Here is a 22,663-nt window from a genome sequence, read left to right as displayed (position 1 = left end):
CGGTCCGGACTGCGACCAGCGTGTGTCGGGTGTCGGGTTCAGACGAGGGTGTCGGCGAGGGTCTCCGGGGCGAACAGCTCCGCCGGGTTCAGCCGCCGCCGAGCCAGGCCCTGCTCGTGCGAGTAGCGCAGAAACGTCTCCAGCACCGTCCGGTTGGGTTCGACGCCGTACGGCCAGAAGTCGTCGCTCAGCAGCGCCGCCGCCTCCTCTGCGGCCGGCACCACCCACGGCAGGCTGACCTTCAACGCGGTCACCTCCCGCAGTTCGGCGTAGACCTGGTCCTTAGCCTCGGTGAACGCGTCCAGCAGCGCCCGGGCCAGCCACCGGTGCCGCTGGTAGACGTCGCGGCGCAGCACCACCGTGTGCATGATCGGGAAGATGCCGGTGGCCCGCAGGTACGCCCGTTCGGCGGCGACCGGGTCGGCGAACAGTCGACGGACCCGGTCCGGGCCGGCGGCCGGCTCGAACGACCGGGGTGCCCGAGCGGTGTACAGGGCGTCGATCGCGCCGCCGCGCAACAGTCCGTCGAGCGTCTCGCCCGCGCCGATCGGCCGTACGTCGAACCGGTCCGGCAGGTCCAGCCGCAGCTTCTCCTGCCGGCCGGCGTGGTGCAGACCGCCGGTGCGGTAGCTGACCCCGTCGACCGGCAGCCCATGGTGTTCGGCCAGGATGCCGCGGATCCACACGGCGGCGGTCATCTGGTACTCGGGGATCCCGACCGTACGGCCGGCCAGCTCGGCCGGGTCGCGGATCGGCGACGACGGTGCCAGGTAGATCGAGCCGTGCCGGAACACCCGGGACGGGAAGACCGGGATCGCCACGAACGGCGGTTCGTCGGCGAACAGCGACAGCACGTACGACGACAGGGACATCTCCGCGACGTCGAACTCCTGCCAGCGCAGCATCCGGAAGAAGGTCTCCTCGGGCGGCAGCGGCAGGTAGGTCAGGTCAACGCCGGTCGGCCGTACCATGCCCTCCCGCAGTGCCCGGGTGCGGTCGTAGTCCCAGCAGGCCAGGCTGATCGGCAGCCGCTGCGCCATGGTGCCTCCAATCCTCGCAGCGATGTGGGCATCCTCAGTGGAACGCCGCGCCGCCGTCGACGTTGACCGTCTGTCCGGTGATGAAGTCGCTGTCCGGCCCGGCGAGGAAGGCGACCACGCCGACCAGGTCGGCCGGCACCTGCCGCCGTTTGATCGCCTGGCCGGCGACGATCGCCGCCTCCTGCTCCGGGGTGACGGTGGCCCGCGGGATCTCGGTACGGGTGGCGCCCGGGGTGACCGCGTTGACCCGTACCCCGGCCGGGCCCAGCTCGGTGGCCAGCGCCCGGGTCATCCCGATCAGCGCCGCCTTGGAGGTCACGTAGTGCAGGTAGTTCGGCCGGCCGATCCACACGGTGGCCGACGAGATGTTGACCACCTTGCCGTAGCCGGCCCGGCGCATCACCGGCGCGACCGCCCGGGTGCACAGGAACGGTCCGCGGACGTTGACCGCCATCACCCGGTCCCACTCGGCCGGGTCGATCTGGTCGAACGGCCGCATCGCCAGAGTCGAGAAGATCGCCGCGTTGTTGACCAGGACGTCGATCTCACCGAACGCGTCGGTGCCGCGCCGGACCATCGCCGCCACGCTGTCCGGGTCGGCGACGTCAACCTCGACGGCGAGCGCGCCGTCGCCGATCTCGGCGGCGACGGCACCGGCCGCCTCGGTGTTGCGGTCGGCCACCACCACCCGCGCCCCGTCGGCCGCCAGCCGGTGCGCGAAGGCCCGGCCGAGCCCTTGTCCGCCGCCGGTGACGATGGCCACCCGACCGGCCAGCCGGTCAGCCATCGCCGAGCCGGGACAGTTCGGTACGGGCGTCCATCGGCTGCCACCACGGTTCGACGCCCAGGTCGCGGGCGATCACCCCGGCGGCGATGTATCCGGCGCCGCCGCTGATCGCCCCGTTGGGGTGGCAGGCCGAGCCGGCCAGGTAGAGGTTCGGCAGCGGGGTGCGGTAGCCGAAGTGGTTGTGCAGCACCTGGTCGGCGCTGAGCGCCCCCATGAAGATGTCGCCGTGCCGCATGTTGATCAGTTCCTGCGCGTACTCGTACGCGGTGTAGGTGTACGAGCCCAGCACGGTGGCGTCGGTCAGGTTGGGCGCGTACTCCCGCCACCTGTCCATGATCGACGCGGCCATGTCGCCCTGCATGCGGCGCAGGTTCTCGTGGTCGCCGTCGGGTGCCCACGGCACCACGTGCCAGGCGTACGCGGTGTGTTTGCCCGGCGGCGCCTGACTCGGGTCGAGCACGCTCAGCGCCCCGGCACCGAACTGGACGTTGGCCGGCACCCGACCGTTGTCCACGTCGTCGTGCGCGGCCATCAGACTGGCGATGGTCTCCGAGCCGATGTTGTACTTCAGCGCCCCGTTCACGTGTGGGTCGAAGGCCGCCGAGGTGTACGCTGGAGCCTCGTCGAGCGCCAGGTGCAGGCCGAACAACGTCCAGCCGGTGTAGTGGAACTTGTCCAGCCGGGCCAGGTAGTCGGCGGGCAGTTGATCGCGGCCGACCAGCGTCTCCAGGGTCTGGTGCAGGTCCAGCGTGCTGGCCACGAACTGCCGGGCCCGCATCGAGCGCCCGTCGGCGAGTTCGATGCCGGTGGCCCGACCGCCCTCGACGACGATCCGCTCGACGTGCGCCTGGTTGACGAAGTGTCCGCCGGCGGCGATGAACTCCTCCATCAGCCCGCGGGCCAGATTCCAACTGCCGCCGGCGCACAGCTCGTAGCCGGTGGTCAGGTCGAAGGCGCGGATCAGCGAGCCGAGCGGGCTGTGCGTGCCGAGCGTCTCGTGCAGCACGGTGCCGAACAGCGACAGCTTGAACAGGAACAGCACCTTGACCCGCTCATCGGTGAACAGCTCCTCGACCACCTCACCGGGTTGCCGTCGGGTCAGCTCCATGAAGTCACGACCCAACGCGGTGCGGCCGAGCAGCTCGTCGCGGTCGGCCGGGCTCAGCGGCTCACTGAACCGCTCGCGCAGGAAGATTCGCTGGGTCATCTCCTCCGCCTTGGCGTTCCACTCCCGGAACGTGTCGGCGTCGGCCTTGCTGAACCGGCCGATGCTGGCGAGTGTCTCGTCGAGGTCGCGGGAGAAGACCAGCGCGCTGCCGTCGCGGTGCGGCTGGGCGAACTCGTACCGCGGCGTCAGGTAGCGCACCCGGGCGGACAGCCCCAGGTCACGGAACCACGGCGTCGAGGTGACGCTGAAGTGGTTGATCGAGTGCAGGTTGTGCTGGAAGCCGGGCAGGGTGCGTTCCTCGGTGCTCAGCCCGCCACCGTGGCGCAGCCGCCGCTCGACCAGGAGCACCCGCAGACCGGCCCGGGCCAGGTAGGTGCCGAGGATCAGGCCGTGCTGGCCGGCCCCGATGATGATGCCGTCGTAAGTGTCGGCCGGGTGGTCAGTGGTCGCCACGGTCGCCTCCTCGTGAGTCGTATGTCGGTCCCAGGTGGACGGTGACCGACTTGGGCTGGGTGAACGAGTGCAGTTCCTCGACGCTCTCCTCACTGCCGAGGCCGGAGTCCTTGACCCCGCCGAACGGCAGGCCGGCGAAGTGCCGGGACGCGGTGTTGATCCACACGTAGCCGGCGTCGACCGACCGGGCCCAGCGGTGCGCCCGACCGACGTCGCCGGTCCACACGCTGGCGGTCAGGCCGTACGGCGAGTCGTTGACCATCCGCAGCGCCTCCCGCTCGTCGTCGAACGGGGTGACGCAGAGCACCGGCCCGAAGATCTCCTCGCGGGCCAGCGGGTTGTCCGGCGGCACGTCGACGAAGACGGTCGGCTCCACGTACGCGCCGGGCCCGTCCGGCAGGCCACCGCCGGTGGCCACGGTCAGCCCGGTGTCGCGACCCTGGCGCAGGAAGCCGGCGATCCGGTCCCGGTGGGCGGCCGAGACCATGGTGCCCATCTCGGTGGCCGGATCCAGCGGGTCGCCGACCCGCACCGTGCGGGTGCCGGCCACCACCCGCTCGACCACCTCGTCGACGATCGACCGGTGCACCAGCAGCCGGGAAGTGGAGCCGCAGGACTGCCCGCCGGTCCAGTGAAAGTTCATCCCGGCGACCGCTCCGGCGCTGGCGGCGGCCACGTCGGCATCGGCCAGGATCACCATCGGGTTCTTGCCGCCCAGCTCCAACGACACCTGTTTGACGCCGTGCGCGGCGGCGGTGCGCAGCACCGCCTGGCCGGTGCCGGTACTGCCGGTGAACGCGATCCGCCGCACCAGCCGGTGGCCGACCAGCGCCGGCCCGACGGTGGCGCCGTCGCCGGTCAGCACCGCCAGCACCCCGGCCGGCAGCAGGTCGGCGACCAGTTCACCGAAGCGCAGCGCGGACAGCGGCGTCTGGTCGGGGGCCTTGAGTACCACCGAGTTGCCGGCCAGCAGCGGCGCCGCGACCCGGGAAGCGGCGAACATGACCGGGTGGTTGTACGGCACGATCCGGGCGACCACCCCGTACGGCCGTCGGGTGGTGTAGTGCAGATGGTCGTCGCCGCCGGGCAGGGTCCGGCCGCCCAGCTGGTCGGCCCAGTCGGCGAACCGGTCCAGCAGCTCGGCGGCGAGGTCGACGTCGGCGGTCATCGCGGTGACCGGGTTGCCGCCGTCGGCCGCGTCGAGGTGACCGAGTTCGGCGCGGTGTGCGCGCAGCACCTCGGCCATCGACCGTAGTACGGCGGCCCGTTGCCGGGGCGGGGTGGCCGCCCACTGCGGTTGTGCGGCGTGTGCCGCCCGTACGGCCAGGTCGACGTCGGCGACGGTGGCGGCGGGTGCCCGGCCGAGCACCGCGCCGGTGGCCGGTGACCGGGTCGGGGCCGCCCCGCCGTCGCCGGCCGGGACCAGCCGACCGTCGATCAGCAGCCGCCAGTCGCGTCCGGGGTCGGGGATCATTGCGCCTCGTCTCGGCTCGTCGTCGGGGTGGCGGTCGGCGCGTCCGGCGCCAGGTTCACGGTGGGGTTCGCGGAGGGACTCGCGGTGGGGGAGGAGCCGCGCTGGGCGGCGGTGTGGCCGAAGAGCCAGTCGGTGGACCGGTAGTCGGTTGGTCCACGGTGGGCCAGCGCGTCGTCGCGCAACGCGGAGGCGACGCCATCGACGTGCCAGATGTCGCCCCAGGTGCGGGCGTTGCGCTGCACCCGGGCGGTGCGGGGGGCCCGTTCGCGGACGAACTCCCGCAGCGCGAGGTGGACCGGCGCGTCGGCGTTGACCGGCCCGGCGGGCAGGTGCCGGGTGACGGCGGCGGCGAGCGCGGCGGCGTCCTCCAGCGCCTGGCAGGCGCCCTGGGCCAGGTACTGCAGCATCGGATGGGCGGCGTCGCCGAGCAGGGCGACCCGTCCGCCGTGCACCCAGTCGTCGATCGGCGTCCGGTCGTACATCGGCCACCGCTGGTCGGTCCGGATCGCCTGGACGGCGGTCCGCACGTGCGGGCAGGACCGGGAGAACGCCTCCTGCAGCTCAGCCGGGCCGCCCCAGTCCGGGTCGCCCTGCCGGTACCGTTCGCTGCGGAACACCGCGACCTGGTTGTAGTAGCTGCCGCCGCGCAGGGCGTACTGCACGAAGTGCATCCCGGGGCCGAGGAAGGCGACCACCTCGGACAGGTCGGCGGTCCGGCTGGCCTGTTCGATCGGGATCGCGCCCCGGTAGGCGACGTAGCCGCTGCATTCCGGCTCGTCGTCGCTGACCAGTGCGCGGAACCGGGAGTGCAGGCCGTCGGCGGCGACGACCGCCCGGGCGCGGTAGCGCTGCCCGCCGGCGCAGTCGATCTCGACGGCGTCCGGGTCGGGCCGGATCGCGATCACCTCGCGGTCGGGTTCGAGTACCGCGCCGGCCTCGGCGGCCCCGGCGAGCAGCAGGTCGAGCAGGTCGCGGCGGTGTGCGACGACGTACGGGGCCAGGTAACGCTCGGTGAACGGCCCGGTGAGGTCGAGCCGGTTGAGTTCCCGTCCGGTGCGGGCGTCGGCGAGGACCAGGTGCCGGGGCGCCAGCCCGGCGGCGATCAACTGGTCGAGCAGGCCCCATTCGCGTAGCAGCCGGGTGGCGTTGGGGGCGAGCTGGATGCCGGCACCGACCTCGCCGAAGGCGGCGGCCCGTTCCAACACCCGGACCTGCCGCCCGGCGCGGGCCAGGGCGAGAGCGGTGCCGAGCCCGCCGATGCCGCCACCGACCACGATGAACTCATCGGTCTGCCCGTCGCTGGCCGTCAACGTGCCTCCTGGTGGGTGTGGGCCGGGCCGGTCTGCGGACGCAGGGCCGGCCGAGGTTGCCCGACGCTAACCCCGCTTCTGTTCAGAAGAATCCGCGTCGACCGGCCTTTCTGGTCAGCAGAACGACAGCCGTTGGCGGGCTGCCGGTCATACCGACCATGGCGAACCAAGCGCTTGTTAGGGTACGCTGCCCGCCATGTCGCCCCGAGACTCCGCCGCCCCGCAGGCCGTTATCGTCGCCGCCGCCCGCTCGCCGATCGGCCGGGCGCGTAAGGGCTCACTCGCCACGCTGCGCCCCGACGACCTCGCCGTGGACATCACTCGGGCCGCGCTGGCGCAGGTGCCCGCCCTGGACCCGGCGCAGGTGCAGGACGTCCTGCTCGGATGCGCCCAGCCGGCCGGCGAACACGGCCACAACCTGGCCCGGATGGTCGCCGTCGGGTTGGGCCTGGACGGCACCCCTGGCACCACCGTGCAGCGCTACTGCGCCTCGTCGGTGCAGACCACCCGGATGGCCTTCCACGCGATCCGGGCCGGGGAGGGCGACGTCTTCATCTCCGCCGGCGTGGAGATGGTCTCCCGGTACGACGCCGGAAAGTCGGACAATCTGCCGGGAACTCGTAACGAGCGGTACGCGGCCGCCGGTGTCCGCAGCGCGGCGCGCGCCGCCGGCGACGGTGGTCGGTGGCAGGACCCCCGGGACACCGGGGCGTTGCCGGATCCGTACATCGCGATGGGGGAGACCGCTGAGAACGTCGCGCAGCTGTACGGGGTGAGCCGGGCCGACCAGGACGAGTTCGCGGTGCGCAGTCAGAACCTGGCCGAGCAGGCGATCGCCGACGGCTTCTACGCCCGCGACATCACCCCGGTGATGTTGCCGGACGGCACCGTCGTCGACCGCGACGACGGCCCCCGCCCCGGGGTGCGGTTGGCGTCGGTGGCCGCGCTCAAGCCGGTGTTCCGCCCGGACGGCACGGTCACCGCCGGGAACTGCTGCCCGCTCAACGACGGCGCCGCCGCCCTGGTGGTGATGAGCGCCGCCCGGGCCGCCGAGCTGGCCGTCACCCCGCTGGCCCGGATCGTGGCCACCGGCGTCTCCGCGATCAGTCCGGAGATCATGGGCCTCGGCCCGGTGGAGGCGACCCGGCGGGCGTTGGGGCACGCCGGGCTGACCATCGGTGACATCGACCTGGTGGAGATCAACGAGGCTTTCGCCGCCCAGGTGCTGCCCTGCGTGCGGCTGCTCGGCATCGATCCTGACCGGGTGAACGTCAACGGCGGGGCGATCGCGGTAGGTCACCCGTTCGGGATGACCGGTGCCCGGATCACCGCCACCCTGATCCGGGCACTGCGCGAACGTGACCGGCAGTTCGGACTGGTCACCATGTGCGCCGCCGGGGGGCAGGGGATGGCGATGGTGATCGAGCGGGCGAGCTGAACCCGGGCTGGCCAACCAATCAAGCGCTTGGTACATTGCGGGTGCGCCGGTTCCGGCGTACCCGCACCCGTGACCAGCCAGGATCGAGTAGGTGGCGATGACCGACAAACGGATGACCGCCGAGCAGGTGGTGAGCGAACTGCGCTCCGGCATGACCATCGGCATCGGCGGCTGGGGCTCGCGCCGCAAGCCGATGTCCCTGGTCCGGGCGATCCTGCGGTCGGACCTCGACAATCTGACCGTCGTTACCTACGGCGGCCCCGACGCCGGCCTGCTGCTCGCCGCCGGCAAGGTCCGCCGGCTGGTGTACGGCTTCGTCTCCCTCGACTCGATCCCGCTGGAGCCGCACTTCCGGGCCGCCCGCCAGGCAGGCGCCGTCGAGGCCGTCGAATACGACGAGGGCATGCTCTACCTCGGCCTGTACGCCGCCGCCTGCCGGCTGCCGTTCCTGCCCACCCGGGTCGGACTCGGCTCCGACCTGATGCGGATCAACCCGGACCTGCGGACCGTGCGCTCGCCGTACGACAATGAGGAACTGCTCGCCGTGCCCGCGCTGCGGCTGGACGCCGCCCTGGTCCACCTGCACCGTGCCGACGTCCACGGCAACGCCCTCTGCCTCGGGCCCGACCCGTACTTCGACGACCTGTACTGCGCGGCCGCCGACCGCGCCTACGTCTCCTGCGAACAGGTCGTGCCGACCGAGCAGCTCACCCCGGCGTCGGCGGTGCTGGTGCGTCGCCACCAGGTCCGCGGCGTGGTCCCGGCCGCGCGCGGTGCCCACTTCACCTCGTGCGACCCGGACTACCCGCGCGACGAACCGTTCCAGCGGGAGTACGCCGTAGCGGCCGGCACCGAGCGGTGGGCCGCGTTCCGGGACCGCTACCTCGACACCGACGAGGCCGGCTACCAGCGGGCCGTCGCCGACCGCAACGAGTGGACGGAGGTAGCTCGGTGAGCGCGGCGGCCGAACCGACCCGCGCCGAGGTGTGTGCGGTCGCCTGCGCCGAGGCGTGGCGCGGCGACGGGGAGATCCTGGCCAGCCCGATCGGACTGGTGCCGACGATTGGCGCCCGCCTGGCCCGGGCCACCTTCTCCCCGGATCTGCTGCTCACCGACGGTGAGGCCGCGCTCGGCGTGGGCACCTGGCCGGTCGGCGGATCCCCGGCACAGACCGAGGGGGCACTGCCGTTCCGGCAGATCTTCGAGCTGATCTGGTCCGGCCGCCGGCACGTGATGATGGGACCGGGTCAGATCGACCGGTACGGCAACATCAACATCTCGGCGATCGGCGACTTCCACCGGCCGAAGGTGGCCCTGCTCGGAGTCCGGGGCGCACCGGGCAACACGGTCAGCCACCCGTGCAGCTACTGGGTGCCCCGGCACAGCCGCCGGACCTTCGTCGAGCAGGTCGACCTGGTCTGCGGCATCGGCTACGACCGGGCCGCGTCTGCCGGGCCGTCTGCGGCACGCTTCCACCAGTTGCGTCGGGTGGTGAGCGACCTCGGAGTCTTCGACTTCACCGGCCCGGACCACCGGATGCGACTGGTGTCGACGCATCCCGGCGTCACCGTCGAACAGGTCCACGAGGCGACCGGGTTCGAGCTGTGGACCGGCGGGGAGGTGCCGCAGACCCGGCTGCCGACGGCGCAGGAGCTGACCCTCATCCGTACCGTCATCGACCCGGCCGGCCACCGCGACACGGAGGTGCGGCGATGACCGACCGCCCGGAGCGGCCGGCCGCCGGACCGGCCCGGACCCACCCGGCGCTGCGTACCCCGATCTGCGAACTGTTCGGGGTGCGCTACCCGATCGTGCAGACCGGGATGGGCTTCGTCTCCGGCCCCCGGCTGGTCGCCGCCACCGCCGAGGCCGGCGGGCTGGGCATCCTCGCTGGCGCCACCCTCGACCTGCCCGACCTGGCCGCCGCGATAGCCGAGATCCGGCGGAACACCACGCGGCCGTTCGGGGTGAACGTGCGGGCCGACGCCGCCGACGCCGCGCAGCGGATCGACCTGCTGATCCGGGAGAACGTCCGGGTCGCCTCGTTCGCCCTGGCCCCGGAGCCGGAGCTGATCGCCCGGCTACGCGACGCCGGGGTACGGGTGGTGCCCTCGGTCGGTGCCCGCCGGCACGCCGAGAAGGTGGCTGCCTGGGGTGCCGACGCGGTCATCGTGCAGGGCGGCGAGGGCGGCGGCCACACCGGAGCGGTCCCGACCAGCCTGCTGCTGCCGCAGGTGGCCGACGCCGTCGACATCCCGGTGATCGGCGCCGGCGGGTTCTTCGACGGCCGAGGGCTGGTCGCCGCCCTCGCCTACGGCGCGGCCGGGGTGGCGATGGGCACCCGGTTCCTGCTCACCAGAGACAGCACGGTCAGCCCGCAGGTGCTGCGGCGCTACCTCGACGCCGGGCTGGACGGCACCGTGGTGACCCGGGCGCTCGACGGCGTGCCACAGCGGGTGCTGCGCACCAACTTCATCGACCGGCTGGAACGCGCCGGGCCGGCACGCCGGCTGGTCCGCTCGGTACGCAGCGCCGCCCGGTTCCGGCAGCTCACCGGAACCCCGTGGCGGCACCTGCTCGCCGAAGGCCGGGCGATGCGCCGCAACCGGGAGCTGACCTGGGGGCAGGTGCTGCTCGCCGCGAACACCCCGATGCTGCTGCGCGCCGCGATGGTGGACGGCCGGGCCGACCTCGGGGTGATGGCGACCGGGCAGGTGACCGGGCTCATCGATGACCTGCCCAGCTGCGCCGAGCTGATCGACCGGATCGTCGCCGAGGCGACGGCGGTGCTGGGCGGACTGCAGGAGGGACGAGCCGATGGCGACCGTTGAACCGCCGGCCGGGCGCGGTGCACCCGCCGGGCCGCAGCCACCCGTACCGCCGGCCGGGCACGGCCTGCTCGCCGGCCGGACCGTGCTGGTCACCGCCGCCGCCGGCACCGGCATCGGCGCGGCGACCGCCCGACGCTGCGCCGAGGAGGGTGCCCGGGTGGCGATCAGCGACCGGCACGAGACCCGGCTGCGGGCGACCGCCGATGAGCTCGCCGCCGCCACTGGTGTCGAACCCCTCGCCGTCGTCTGCGACGTGACCGTCGAATCGCAGGTACAGACCATGATCGACCAGGTCGTCGCCGGCTACGGCCAGCTCGACGTGCTGGTCAACAACGCCGGCCTGGGCGGCACCGCCCGGATCACCGAGATGACCGACGACCAGTGGCACCGGGTGCTGGACGTCACCCTCACCGGCACCTTCCGGTGCACCCGGGCCGCGCTGCGACACATGATGCCGCGCGGCAGCGGCGTGATCGTCAACAACGCCTCCGTACTCGGTTGGCGGGCCCAGCAGGGCCAGGCACACTACGCCGCCGCCAAGGCCGGGGTGATGGCGTTGACCCGGTGCAGCGCCGTCGAGGCCGCCGAGGCCGGGGTCCGGGTGAACGCCGTCGCGCCGAGCCTCGCCATGCACGCCAACCTGGCCAAGGTCACCGACGACGCCCTGCTGGCCGCGCTGGCCGACCGGGAGGCGTTCGGCCGGCCCGCCGAACCCTGGGAGGTGGCCAACGTGATCGTCTTCCTGGCCAGCGACTACGCCTCGTACCTGGTGGGCGAGGTGCTTTCGGTCAGCAGCCAACACCCGTGAGGACCCGACCATGACATCCACAGCGGACAGCACGATGGTCGTCGCGACCACCGGCGCCGACGGAGTGACCGAGATCGTGGTCGACCGGCCACCGGTCAACGCCCTGCCGGTCGCCGGCTGGTACCGCCTCGCCGAGGCGGTCACCGCCGCCGGTGCCGACCCGGCCACCCGGGCCGTGGTGCTGCGGGCGCAGGGCCGCGGCTTCAACGCCGGGGTCGACATCAAGCAGATCCAGGCGGATCCCGGCAACGACGCGCTGATCGGCGCCAACCGGGGCTGCTTCGCGGCGTTCGCCGCCGTCTACGACTGCCCGGTGCCGGTGGTCGCCGCCGTCCACGGTTTCTGCCTCGGCGGTGGCATCGGCCTGGTCGGCAACGCCGACATCATCGTGGCCAGCGACGACGCCACGTTCGGACTGCCCGAGGTGGACCGGGGCGCGCTCGGCGCCGCCACCCACCTGTCCCGCCTGGTGCCGCAGCACCGGGCCCGGGCGATGCTCTACACCTCCGCCACCGCCACCGCCGCCGAGCTGCACGCCTACGGCTCGGTGCTGCGTGTGGTCCCGGCCGCCGACCTGCGGTCCGCCGCGTTGGAGGTCGCCCGGCAGATCGCCGCCAAGGACCCGGCGGTGATCCGGGCGGCCAAGGAGTCGCTCAACGGCATCGACCCGTGGGACGTCAAACGCAGCTACCGCTACGAGCAGGGCTTCACCTTCGAGTTGAACCTGTCCGGTGTCGCACACCGGGTCCGCGACGGCTTCGGCGACCGGCCCGACACCGGGCCGGCACAGCAACATGGTGACCGGCCGGGGTCGGCCGAACCGGGCCGGGAGGGCTGACCGATGGACCTGCGTCCGGACCCCGCCGACGAACAGTTCCGCGTCGAGGCCCGCGACTGGCTGCGCGCCCACCGGCCGGCCCGTCCACTGCCCTCCGGCGACACCCGCGCCGGCTTCGCCGCCCACCTGGAGTGGGAGCGCACGCTGCACGACGGCGGCTGGTCGGTGGTCTCCTGGCCGCGCCGCTACGGCGGCCGGGACGCCTCGCCCTGGCAGTGGCTGATCTTTGAGGAGGAGTACGCCGCCGCCGGCGCTCCGCAGCGGGTCACTCAGAACGGCATCTTCCTGCTCGCGCCGACCCTGTTCGAGTTCGGCACCGACGAGCAGCGGGACCGGATCCTCCCGGGGATGGCCGCCGCCGAGCAGTTGTGGTGCCAGGGCTGGTCCGAACCGGGAGCCGGCAGCGACCTGGCCGCGTTGACCAGCCGGGCGGTCCGCGACGACGCGGCCGGCGGGTGGCGGCTGACCGGGCACAAGACGTGGACCACCCGGGGCGCGTTCTGCACCCACCTCTTCGGCCTGTTCCGCACCGACCCGCAGCAGCAGCGGCACCGAGGGCTGACCTACCTCCTGGTGCCGCTGGACGCCCCCGGGGTGACCGTGCGGGGATTCGGCCGGTTCGACGGCGACGAGGGGTTCGCCGACGTCTACCTCGACGACGTGTTCGTCCCCGACGCCGACGTGATCGGCGAGGTCGGGGCCGGCTGGCGGGTGGCGATGGCCACCACCGGCTCCGAACGGGGCCTCACCCTGCGCCCGCCGGGCCGGTTCACCGCAGCCGCCGCCCGGCTGGTCCAGCTGGCCGGCGACCGGCCGGACCGGCTCACCGGCCGGCTGCGCGAGCAGGTGGTACGGGCCTGGCTCGGCGCCCGCGCCTACCAGCTGTTCACCCTGGCCCAGGTGACCCGGATGCTCGACGGTGACCCGCCGGGCGCGGCAGCCAGCCTCAACAAGATCCACTGGTCCGAGCTGGACATCGCGCTGCACCGTACCGCCCTCGACCTGCTCGGCCCGGAGGCCGAGGTCGACGCCGACTGGACCCGGGGCTTCCAGTTCTCCCTGGCCGGCCCGATCTACGCCGGCACCAACGAGATCCAACGCGGCATCGTCGCCGAGCGGCTGCTCGGCCTGCCCCGACGCTGAGGAGGAGACGGCATGCGGTTCGCCCTCACCGACGAGCAGGCCACGCTGCGCGACGCGGTCGACGACCTGCTCACCGCCGAATGCCCACCGGCGGTGGTCCGCGCCGGCTGGCCCGGCGGTGACCCCGCCCCGCTGGACCGGCTGTGGACCGCGCTCGCCGAGATGGGCCTGCTCGCCGCAGCGGTGCCCGACGCCGCTGGCGGGCTCGGACTGACCGAGGTGGACCTGGTGCCGCCGCTCACCGCCGCCGGGTACGCGGCGGTGCCGCTGCCGGTGGCCGAGACCGCCGCCGTCGCCGGCCCGTTGCTGGCCGCCGCCGGCGACCCCGGCGGGCAGCTGGCCGCGCTCGTCGAGGGCCGCTGCCGGATCGCCGTCGCCGGGCCGGGCGGCCTGGTCCCGTATGGGCAGCGGGCCGACCTGCTGCTGCTCCTGACCCCGCCGGACGGACCCCGACTGGTCCGACCGGACGGGGTCGCGGCCACGCCGGTGCCGACCATGGACGGCAGCCGGGCCGCGCTGCGGCTCACCGGGGACCCCGCCGTCGGGCCGTCGGCCGGAATCCGGCTCGACGTGCCGGCCGATCTGCTGGCGCTGACCGCCGACCGGGCCACCCTGGCCGCGTCGGCCCAGCTGGTCGGGCTGGGCCGGCGGATGCTCGACCTCACCGTCGGCCACGTCGGCACCCGCCGCCAGTTCGGCGCCCCGGTCGGCAGCTTTCAGGCGGTGCAGCACCAGCTCGCCGACGCCCTGCTCGGGCTGGAACTCGCCGCCCCGGCTGTGCTCGCCGCCGGCTGGGCGGCCGCTACCGGTGCCGACAGCCGTCCGGCCGACGTGTCGGCCGGCTACCTGCTCGCCGCAGACGCAGCCGAACGGACCGCCCGCGCCGCGCTGCAGTGCCACGGCGCGATCGGCTATACGACCGAGTACGACCTGCACCTGTACGCCAAGCGGGTGTGGGCGATCGTGGCAGCGACCGCCGGCACCGACTATCACCTCGACCGGCTCGGCACCGCGATCGGACTGCCCGCTGCCACCGCCGAGCAAGGAGGACGACCGTGACCGACGCCGCCGCGAGCCCGCCACCCGCCGACGACGCTACGGCCCACGACGACGAGGCGGTGGTCCGGTACGCCACCGACGGGCCGGTGGCGGTGGTCACCATGAATCGCCCCCGGTACGCCAACGCGCAGAACTCCGCGATGACCTACGCCCTCGACGACGCCTTCTCCCGGGCCGCCGCCGACGACGACGTACGGGTGGTGGTGCTCGCCGGTGCCGGCAAGCACTTCTCGGCCGGGCACGACATCGGCACACCCGGGCGCGACGCCGACCGCAGCTACCCGCGCCGGGCCGGGCTGTGGTGGGACCACGTCGGCAAGGCCGGCGCGGAGAGCCGGTTCGCCCGCGAGTCCGAGGTCTACCTCGGCATGTGCCGGCGCTGGCGGGAACTGCCCAAACCGACCATCGCCATGGTGCAGGGCGCCTGCATCGCCGGCGGCCTGATGCTCGCCTGGTGCTGTGACCTGATCGTCGCCGCTGACGACGCCCGGTTCGCCGATCCGGTCGTACGGATGGGCATTCCCGGCGTCGAGTACTTCGCCCACCCGTGGGTGATGGGACCCCGGTTCGCCAAGGAGTTTCTCTTCCTCGGCGAGCGGGTCGACGCGGACCGGGCGCTGGCCCTCGGCATGGTCAACCGGGTGGTGCCCCGGGCCGAGCTGCAGCCGTACACGATGGAGCTGGCCGGCCGGATCGCCACCATGCCCCGGCTCGGCCTGGCACTGACCAAGAAGGCGGTCAACCAGGCCGAGGACCTGATGGGTCTGCGCGCCGGGATGGACTCGGTGTTCGGTCTGCACCACGTGGCGCACGCGCACAACGCGGAGGTCGGTGACGATCCGCTGGCCGGCCACGACGCCCGTAGCATGCGCGAGCGGCCGGACGGTGCCGGCTGATGCGGTTCGACCTGCAGCTGTTCGGTCTGTCGGCCGCCGAGTACGCGCCGCTCGCGGTGCACGCCGAGCGGCTCGGCTTCCACACCGTCTGGCTGGCCGACCACGTGATCACCCCGGCAAGCTACGCGCCGACCTACCCGTACCGGTCCTCCGGCGACCCCGGCATCCGGCCGAGCACCCCGTTGGCCGACGTGACCGTGACGCTCGGCCACCTGGCCGCCCGGACCACCCGGATCCGGCTCGGTACCGGCGTGCTGATCGCTCCGCTACGGGATCCGTTCCACATCGCCCGTGCCTGGGCAAGTCTGCAGCAGTTGTCCGCCGGCCGGGCGGTGCTCGGCGTCGGGGTCGGCTGGATGGCCGAGGAGTTCGCCGCGCTCGGCGCCGACTTCGGCACCCGGGGCGCCCGCACCGACGAAATGCTGCGGGTGCTCGACCTGCTCTGGTCCGGCCGGCCGGTCGCCCACCACGGGCGGTTCTTCGACTTTCCGACCGTACACTTCGGTGCCGCGCCGCAACCGCCGGTGCCGGTGGTGGTCGGCGGGCACAGCCGGGCCGCGCTGCGTCGGGCGGCCCGGCACGGCGCCGGCTGGTTCGGGCCGGACGTCGACCTGGCCACCTCCGCCCGGCTGTGCGCTCGGATAACCGCGCTGCGGGAGCAGCTCGGCCGGGCCGACGACGACTTCACCCACCACGTCAGGCTTTTTGGTGAAATCAGCGTCGCCGCCGTCGAGGCGTACCGCGACGCCGGTCTCGACCACCTGGTCGTCGCGCCGTTCACCCGGCGGCTACCGGCGGCCACCCGGGCGGACCGGCTGGCCGCCCTCGACTCCGTCGCCGAGCGGCTCGCGCCGCTGTGGCCCGACCCGGCACCGACCGGCCACCCCACAGGAGAGAACGCATGACCGCAGCCGCCGGCCCGGGCGTCTTCGACCGGGCGACCATCGACGAGTACACCCGGGCCGGGCACTGGGACGACGACACCATCGCGTCGATGGTCGCCCGGCACGCCGCCGGCCGCCCGGACGACCCGGCGTTCTTCGCCACCGACGCCACCTTGAGCTGGTCGGCGTACGACACGCTGAGCACCCGGCTGGCCGGCGGCTACGTGCTGGGCGGCCTGCGGCCGGGGGAGCGGATCGCCACCCTGCTCACCAACGGCGCGCTGGTGCACGTCGCCTACCTCGCGGCGCAGAAGGCCGGCCTGGTGACGGTCGGCATCGGCCCCCGGGCTGGCGCGGCCGAGGTACGGCACCTCATCCGGCGTACCCGCGCGACCGCGCTGCTCACCCGGCCGGTGCACCGGGGCCGCGCCGCCGCTGACCTGGCCGCCGAGCTGCGCGCCGGTGAACCCCCGGCCGACCGGCCGGCGCACCTGACCGTGCACCTCACCGCGGCCGGCGAGGTCAACCTGCTGCGCGACGGTGAACCACTCCCGCTGCCCGACGTGGCCACGGCGGCCGCCGCCCTTGCCGGCCGCGGCCTCGGCGCCAACGACCTGTTCTTCCTCAACTCCACGTCGGGCACGACCGGCCTGCCCAAGTGCGTGATGCAGACGATGAACACCCGCAAGTACTTCGGGCCGCTCGCGGCCGAGGCCGCCCGGTTCGGTCCGGACGAGGTGTTCGCCAGTGCGCTGCCCGCACCGTACGGCTTCGGGCAGTGGAGCGGGCACGTGGTGCCGACCATGTACGGCTACCCGACGGTGCTGGCCGAGGAGTTCGACGCGGAGCAGACCTGGCAGCTGATCGAACGGCACCGGGTCACCGTGCTCGCCGCCGTGACCAGCCAGTTCGTGATGATGCTCAACGCCGGTGGGTACGCCGAGCGGGACGTGTCGTCGCTGCGGGTGCTGTTCACCGGCGGGGAGCGGGTGCCGGCGCAGCGAGCGGCGCGGTTCGAGGAGGAGACCGGCTGCGCCGTGCTGCAGTTCTACGGCTCCAACGAGGCCGGACCGATCAGTGTGACCCGGGTTGACGACTCCCGGGAGCACCGGCTGGGCACCGCCGGCCGGGTGATTCCGCAGATGCGGGTGCGGCTGTTCGACACCGACGGTGTCGACGTGACCGCGTCCGGCGGGCCGGGGCAGTGCGCCGCCCGGGGGCCCGGGCTGACTCCCGGCTACTACGACGATCCGGACGCCAACCGGCAACTGGTCAACCCGCAGGGCTGGATGCTCACCGGCGACCTGGTGCGGGTCGACCCGGCCGGCTATCTGACGGTCACCGGCCGGGTGGCGGACTTCATCATCCGGGGTGGACACAACATCAGCGTGCTGGCCGTCGAGGAGGCGGTCGGCGGCTGCGAGCGGGTTGCCCAGGTGGCGGTGGTGCCGGCCGCCGACGAGGTGCTCGGCGAGCGGGCCTGCGCGTACGTGGTGACCACCGACGGAGCCGAGCTGACCCTCGACGAGCTGCGGGCCGAGCTGGCCGCCCGGGGAGTCTCCAAGTACGAGTGGCCGGAACGGCTGGCAACCCTGGCCGAGCTGCCGCTGAGCGCGGGCGGCAAGGCGGACAAGGCCCGGTTGCGGGCCGACGCCGCGACCCGGTTCGGATGACGGGCCCACGCCGGCTCCCGGGACCCCGGGTGACCCGGCGGGTCAGGCGGTGGTCGGCCCGGTCCAGACCGCGACGACCTGATCGCTGGTGGTCCAGTCCTCCGGGGCGAGCAGGGCCCGGAACGCCGGTTCGCAGGCGGCGGTGAGCTCGGCGTTGTTGTTGGCGACGCAGTCGGCCGGCACGACGGTGAAGTAGTCCCGTTCGATCGCGTCGCGGACGGTGGACTCGACACATCCGGTGCCGGCGACACCGGTCACCACCAGGCTGCGGATGTCCCGGCTGCGGAGCAGGTTCTCCAGCTGGGTGCCGACGAACGCGCTGCGCCGCAGCTTCTCGAACACCACCTCGCCCGGCTGCGGGGCGAGCGCGTCCACGATCTCCCAACCCCAGGTGCCCCGCATGCAGTGCAGCGGTTCGAAGCCGTGCCGCAGGTTGTCGGCGAGCCAGACCGGTGAGGCCAGCGACCCGTCGGGATGCTGTACCACCCGGCAGTAGAGCACCGCGACGCCGGCCGTGCGGGCTGCGGCGGCGAGCCGGGCGATCGGCGTCACCACGCTCTGGAAGCCGGCCACCATCGCCGTGCCGAAGGCCTTCGCGCAGTATCCGTCGTCGTGGACGAAGTCGTTCTGCATGTCCACGATGAGCAGCGCCGTACGGGTCGGTTCGATCTTGAGTTCGAGGCGGTCGGGCAGGACGTGACCGAGGTACCTGCGGGCCATCGGAGCTCCCGGGGGATCGACGGGTGCGCGGCGCCGGGGATCCCCCGCCGCCGATCAAGCAAGTGCTTGGTTGACCTGATGGTATGCCCGGTCCGGTCGACCGGGCAATGCCCCGGCCCGGCACCCCGCCTGCCGACGACCCGCGGGGTGCGTCGACGACCGTCGACGCACCCCCGGCGACGGTCACCAGGTGGCGCAGTAACCGACGCTGTACGTCCGGGCACCCGGCTTCAACGTCCGGTTCCAGTCCACGCCGGTGATCCGCCAGGTGCCGTCGCCGAACGACTCCCGCTCGAAGTTCCACGCGGTGTAGACGTCGCCGGGCAGCTCGACCGCCGCCCGCCAGTCGACCGGCTGATCGGTGGCGTTGCTGGCGATGATCTCCGTGCAGTACCCGCCGCCGCTGTCCGAGTCCCACTGCGTGATCGGCTCGAAGGTCACGTCGACATTGGTGCCGTCGACCAGCCGGCCGACCCCCCACCGCGCGGTCGTCTGGTAGCCGACGCCGTTCTGCTCGGCCCAGTTGCGAATCGCCGTACGGGCGCCGTCGGCGGCGTCGTTGACCTGGAAGTCCAGTCCGTGGAAGGTGTCCAGACCGCCGTACTCGAGCAGACTGATCGCCGCCTCGACGGTGTAGCCCGTGTCGGTACGCACCGCCGCGCTGGTCAACCGGCCGGCCTGGAACGCCTCGTCACCGGTGCCGAACGAGACGACGTTGTCGGCGTTGACCCGGATCTGCGTGTCGTCGTAGCGGTAGGGGCCGTTCTTCGCGTTGCCGGCGTCGACGTAGATCTCCACCGAGTCCTGCGTCCACGGATCGGAGCCGGTGACGTCGACCACCGGGTCGGCCACCTCGGCCAGCACGTACAACGTCTGGTCCTGCCACAGGGTCCGGACGGTGGCCACCGCCCCGTCGGTGCCGGCCACCTGCTTGGCGGTGGTGACCGTGGTCGCGTGCGACCAGCCCGCGTCGACCGTACCGTCGATGACCGGAGCGCTCGGCGTCCGGACGACCTCCAGGTAGGACAGCTCCTCGACCAGGGTGAGGGTGCCGACGGTGCCGGTCGTGGCCCAGCCGGTCGTGGTGTCGTCGTCGGTGACCCGTACGTCGAAGGGGACGGTGTCGCCTTCGTCCGGGTCGGTCAGCGGCAGCTGCGCGACGACGGCGTAACCGCCGTCCCGCTCGGTCGCCACCGCCGGTACGTCCCCCGCCCCGTCCCGGGCCACCGGGTACGTCTCGCCGTCGAGCACGAACTCGACCCGGTCGTCCGACGACAGGGTGGGGTCGGTGACCGAGACGTACGCGGTCAGCCGGTCTGCCGACCAGCGCAGCTGGAACCCCGCCGTCTCCTTCACCGGGTGCAGGGGCAGTTTGCGCCAGGTGAGGTCCGAGGTGGCCCCGGCGGACAACGCGACGTCGCCGGCGAAGACGTTCGCGGTGCGCAGCCGGGCCGGCAGCTCCGCGTCGACCGCGCCGTAGTACGCCGGCTTGGCCTGGTATCCGTCGTCGAACAGCAGTGGGGCGCCGCTGTCAGAGCGCCACGACCGATTGTCGGTCAGCCCCCACACGGTGACGACGGCCAGTTCATCGGTGTACGCCCGGAAGATCCGGAACGCGTCCCGCAGAAAGTAGCCCTGCTCGATCAGGTTGGCCTGGGTTACCGGGGTCCCGATGGTGACATCGAGCTCGGTGACCGCCTGGACCACCGGCAGACCGGCGAACCTTTCCAGCGTGGTTTCGAGGCTGCCGACCGGTGTCGACAGCGACACGTGGAACTGGTGTCCCACCCCGTCGAGCGGCACGCCGCGGTCGAGCAGCCGCTCGACGAGAGCGTGGTAGCGCGCCTGCTTGCCGCTCTGCTCGGTGTTGTAGTCGTTGATGAACAGGGTGACCGGATCGGCGTCGGCCACCGCGTACACGTCGTTGAACGCCTCGTCGGCGTACTGGAACGACAGGTCGATGAACTCCTCGCCGAGGATCCGGTACCACTCGCTGCGGCGCAGGCCGTCGGCGTACTCGCCGCTGTCGCTGACCACCTCGTTGACCACGTCGAACGCGTTCAGCGGGTTGGTGTCGGAGCCGAACCGGCCGTACCGGTCGCTCAGCGACTCGGCCACCGCGAAGATGTGCCCGCGCAGCCGGTCGCGCAGCACCTGCTGGTCGGCGGCCGACGAACTCAACGGCTCGCCGTCGGCGTCCTGGAACATCCACTCGGGGGTCTGGCTGTGCCAGACCAGCACGTGTCCGTACACGCCGAGCTCGTTGGCCTGCGCGAAGTCCATCATTGCGATTGCCTGCTCGTGCGGCCGGAAGTTGCGGTCCGCGTCGTACCACGCCTCCGGCTTCATGTGGTTCTCCGGTGTGACGTTGGTGAAGTGCCGGGTCAGCAGCTCGGCGGCGGACCCGACGGTCTCCCGGCTGTCGATCGCGACGCCGACCGGGAAGTCGGTAGTCTCGTGGATCCCGGTGAGGTCCTCGATGACCGGTGGCTCGGGCACCCGCACCACGACGTCGTCGAGCAGGAAGTCGCTGGTGTTGCCGGTGACGTCCGCGCCCTGCCAGCTGGTCTCGAAGTAGAGGAACGCGCTGGTGAAGGTCGGCGCGGTGAAGCTCGCGGTCACTCCGGTCCACCCGTCATCGGTGACCGACTCGAACTGGGCGAGGGTGCTGAACGACTCGCTGCCGTCGGCGGTGGTGGCGGCAATGCTCAACCAGATGGCGTCGGTCGGCTGACCCTGCGCGAACCGCAGCCAGCCGGACAGTTCGTAGCCGACGCCCGGCTCGAACGCGGTGGTGACGTCCCGCCCGATCCCGGCGCCCTGGTTGACCCGGTCGGTGACGAGCGCGGCCGTCGCGCCGCCGTGCGCGACGTCGGTCAACTCGACGGTCGGTGCCCCCGGGCCACCGTCGCGCGGCCCCCAACCGTCGAGGCCGTCCTCGAAGTCGCTGTCGATGACGACGGTGCCCGGCGGTGGCCCGCCCGGCCCGGTGTCCGGCGCGGTGATCAGGATGTCGTCGACCAGGTACGTGGCGGTGGCCTCGGCGGCCTCCAGGTAGACCTGGTACGTGGCCGGGTCGGCGTCGGCCGGCACGGTGAACACGCCGGTCACCGTGGTCCAGTCGTCGGCGGTGACCGTGGTGTCGCCGATCCAGTCGTAGTCCGGCTTCATGACGAACCGGAACCCGGACGACGCCGGCCCGTCCGGGGCCAGCCGGACGCGCGCCGAGAAGGTGTGGGTGACGCCGGCGGTGAAGATTCCGGTAGGGCTCTGCAGCCCGTCGAACCCTTCGACACGGTCGCTGACCCGCAGCGCCCGGCCGTCGTCGGTGTCCACGACGGTCAGGGTGGGGTCACCGCTGGCGAACCAGGTGCTGGTGGTGCCGTCCTCGAAGTCGACCGCGCTCACCGTGACCGCGCCGGGAGTCTCGTCGGGGCCGGTGACGGCAACGTCGCCGAGCAGGTCGGTCGCGCTGGTCGCGGGGCCGTGCCAGTCGGCGGTACGGCCGGTGACCGACAGACTGTTCGCGCTGTCCCGACCTTCCTCGGCGATCGGCAGCGTCACGTCACCGCGGGGGCCCCACGGTGCGTACGAGCCGGATTCGAAGTCGTTGGCGAGCATCGTGGTGTCCGCCGTCGCGGCCGGGGCGGTCGCGATCGTGGCCACCAGCGCGGCCGCGCAGGCCGCGGCGAGAGCGGCCAGTCGCGCAGGGGGACGGGGTGGGTGGCATCTGAGGCGCATGAAGGCTCCTGCACGGACGTACGTACGTGTGGTCGGTGCCTGGTGAATCGCGCCAGCAGATCCAGACGGCGAAATGTTAGCCGGGCGGAGCCGGTACGTCGAGATCTGGTCTGTTCCCGGACTAACGCCAGCTGCAACGGCGACCTCGCGACCGGCACCACCGTCACTTTTCGGCGTCAACGGTGCCTGGAGCAACACCAGCAACCCACCGCCGACCGCCGTCGCTCTCAACGGCGTCGGCTGTCCCGGCGCGACCACCCGACCACGGCGCCGCACACCACCGGCTGGAACCCACCCGCACACCTCGTCACCCCGCTCGACCAGGTCTGGCAGCACCAGGAGCAGACCTACAACAACGGCAACCTGTACGCCTTCCGCAACTGCGGCTGGGACCAGGTTG

Annotated in this window: 18 protein-coding genes; 11 read left to right on the top strand and 7 right to left on the bottom strand. The window is 72.8% G+C overall.

Features of this window, described 5'->3' with window-relative positions:
* Positions 1–38 precede the first annotated feature (38 nt).
* Genes ACFHWS_RS04385 through ACFHWS_RS04365 form a run of 5 tightly spaced genes read right to left on the bottom strand, consistent with a single transcriptional unit; the run spans position 39 to position 6,232 of the window.
* Positions 39–1,040: an ABC transporter substrate-binding protein gene (locus ACFHWS_RS04385; RefSeq protein ID WP_416553292.1), complete on the bottom strand. Its 1,002-nt coding sequence runs from the start codon at positions 1,038–1,040 to the stop codon at positions 39–41.
* A gap of 34 nt (positions 1,041–1,074) precedes the next feature.
* Positions 1,075–1,827 carry an SDR family NAD(P)-dependent oxidoreductase gene (locus ACFHWS_RS04380; RefSeq protein ID WP_416553290.1) on the bottom strand — a complete coding sequence of 251 codons (753 nt, stop codon included), beginning with the start codon at positions 1,825–1,827 and terminating at the stop codon, positions 1,075–1,077.
* Complete coding sequence (locus ACFHWS_RS04375) at positions 1,820–3,448, bottom strand: phytoene desaturase family protein (protein WP_416553288.1); 1,629 nt, start codon at positions 3,446–3,448, stop codon at positions 1,820–1,822. The genes ACFHWS_RS04380 and ACFHWS_RS04375 overlap by 8 nt, the downstream gene beginning before the upstream one ends.
* On the bottom strand, positions 3,435–4,922 hold the full coding sequence (locus tag ACFHWS_RS04370) for an aldehyde dehydrogenase family protein (RefSeq protein WP_416553286.1): 1,488 nt from the start codon (positions 4,920–4,922) through the stop codon (positions 3,435–3,437). Before ACFHWS_RS04370 ends, ACFHWS_RS04375 begins: the two co-directional genes overlap by 14 nt.
* Positions 4,919–6,232, bottom strand: a complete 1,314-nt coding sequence (locus ACFHWS_RS04365) for an FAD-dependent monooxygenase (protein ID WP_416567681.1) — start codon at positions 6,230–6,232, stop codon at positions 4,919–4,921. The genes ACFHWS_RS04370 and ACFHWS_RS04365 overlap by 4 nt, the downstream gene beginning before the upstream one ends.
* A gap of 187 nt (positions 6,233–6,419) precedes the next feature.
* Here ACFHWS_RS04365 and ACFHWS_RS04360 point away from each other — a divergent pair, with 187 nt between their 5' ends.
* The 11 genes from ACFHWS_RS04360 (at position 6,420) to ACFHWS_RS04310 (ending at position 17,802) form a co-directional block, all read left to right on the top strand.
* Positions 6,420–7,670, top strand: a complete 1,251-nt coding sequence (locus tag ACFHWS_RS04360; RefSeq protein WP_416567703.1) for an acetyl-CoA C-acetyltransferase — start codon at positions 6,420–6,422, stop codon at positions 7,668–7,670.
* 97 nt (positions 7,671–7,767) lie between these two features.
* Positions 7,768–8,625: a CoA transferase subunit A gene (locus ACFHWS_RS04355; RefSeq protein ID WP_416553282.1), complete on the top strand. Its 858-nt coding sequence runs from the start codon at positions 7,768–7,770 to the stop codon at positions 8,623–8,625.
* Positions 8,622–9,386: a CoA-transferase subunit beta gene (locus tag ACFHWS_RS04350; RefSeq protein WP_416553280.1), complete on the top strand. Its 765-nt coding sequence runs from the start codon at positions 8,622–8,624 to the stop codon at positions 9,384–9,386. The genes ACFHWS_RS04355 and ACFHWS_RS04350 overlap by 4 nt, the downstream gene beginning before the upstream one ends.
* Positions 9,383–10,501: an NAD(P)H-dependent flavin oxidoreductase gene (locus tag ACFHWS_RS04345; protein WP_416553278.1), complete on the top strand. Its 1,119-nt coding sequence runs from the start codon at positions 9,383–9,385 to the stop codon at positions 10,499–10,501. Before ACFHWS_RS04350 ends, ACFHWS_RS04345 begins: the two co-directional genes overlap by 4 nt.
* Positions 10,488–11,309, top strand: a complete 822-nt coding sequence (locus tag ACFHWS_RS04340; RefSeq protein WP_416553276.1) for an SDR family oxidoreductase — start codon at positions 10,488–10,490, stop codon at positions 11,307–11,309. The genes ACFHWS_RS04345 and ACFHWS_RS04340 overlap by 14 nt, the downstream gene beginning before the upstream one ends.
* A 34-nt stretch (positions 11,310–11,343) precedes the next feature.
* Positions 11,344–12,147, top strand: coding sequence for an enoyl-CoA hydratase family protein (locus tag ACFHWS_RS04335; RefSeq protein ID WP_416553451.1), 804 nt, complete (start codon positions 11,344–11,346; stop codon positions 12,145–12,147).
* 3 nt (positions 12,148–12,150) lie between these two features.
* The gene (locus ACFHWS_RS04330) at positions 12,151–13,290 is read left to right on the top strand and encodes an acyl-CoA dehydrogenase family protein (protein ID WP_416553274.1); all 1,140 of its coding nucleotides are present in this window, start codon (positions 12,151–12,153) and stop codon (positions 13,288–13,290) included.
* Between the two features lie 12 nt (positions 13,291–13,302).
* On the top strand, positions 13,303–14,349 hold the full coding sequence (locus tag ACFHWS_RS04325) for an acyl-CoA dehydrogenase family protein (protein ID WP_416553272.1): 1,047 nt from the start codon (positions 13,303–13,305) through the stop codon (positions 14,347–14,349).
* On the top strand, positions 14,346–15,245 hold the full coding sequence (locus ACFHWS_RS04320) for an enoyl-CoA hydratase (RefSeq protein ID WP_416553270.1): 900 nt from the start codon (positions 14,346–14,348) through the stop codon (positions 15,243–15,245). Before ACFHWS_RS04325 ends, ACFHWS_RS04320 begins: the two co-directional genes overlap by 4 nt.
* On the top strand, positions 15,245–16,150 hold the full coding sequence (locus tag ACFHWS_RS04315) for a TIGR03619 family F420-dependent LLM class oxidoreductase (protein WP_416553268.1): 906 nt from the start codon (positions 15,245–15,247) through the stop codon (positions 16,148–16,150). Before ACFHWS_RS04320 ends, ACFHWS_RS04315 begins: the two co-directional genes overlap by 1 nt.
* A complete protein-coding gene (locus ACFHWS_RS04310; RefSeq protein ID WP_416567680.1) occupies positions 16,147–17,802 on the top strand; it encodes a class I adenylate-forming enzyme family protein in 1,656 nt (551 codons plus the stop codon). Before ACFHWS_RS04315 ends, ACFHWS_RS04310 begins: the two co-directional genes overlap by 4 nt.
* 42 nt (positions 17,803–17,844) lie before the next feature.
* On the opposite strand, the gene ACFHWS_RS04305 is transcribed toward ACFHWS_RS04310, so the two are convergent.
* The gene (locus ACFHWS_RS04305) at positions 17,845–18,522 is read right to left on the bottom strand and encodes a cysteine hydrolase family protein (RefSeq protein WP_416567679.1); all 678 of its coding nucleotides are present in this window, start codon (positions 18,520–18,522) and stop codon (positions 17,845–17,847) included.
* Positions 18,523–18,705: 183 nt separating this feature from the next.
* Complete coding sequence (locus ACFHWS_RS04300; protein ID WP_416553262.1) at positions 18,706–22,263, bottom strand: endo-1,4-beta-xylanase; 3,558 nt, start codon at positions 22,261–22,263, stop codon at positions 18,706–18,708.
* Positions 22,264–22,663 lie beyond the last annotated feature (400 nt).

Source organism: Micromonospora sp. LOL_013 (assembly GCF_048060315.1).
Taxonomy (GTDB): Bacteria; Actinomycetota; Actinomycetes; order Mycobacteriales; family Micromonosporaceae; genus Micromonospora_E.
The sequence above is the reverse complement of the archived record's forward strand: the minus strand, read 5'-3'. Positions and strand labels throughout refer to the sequence as shown.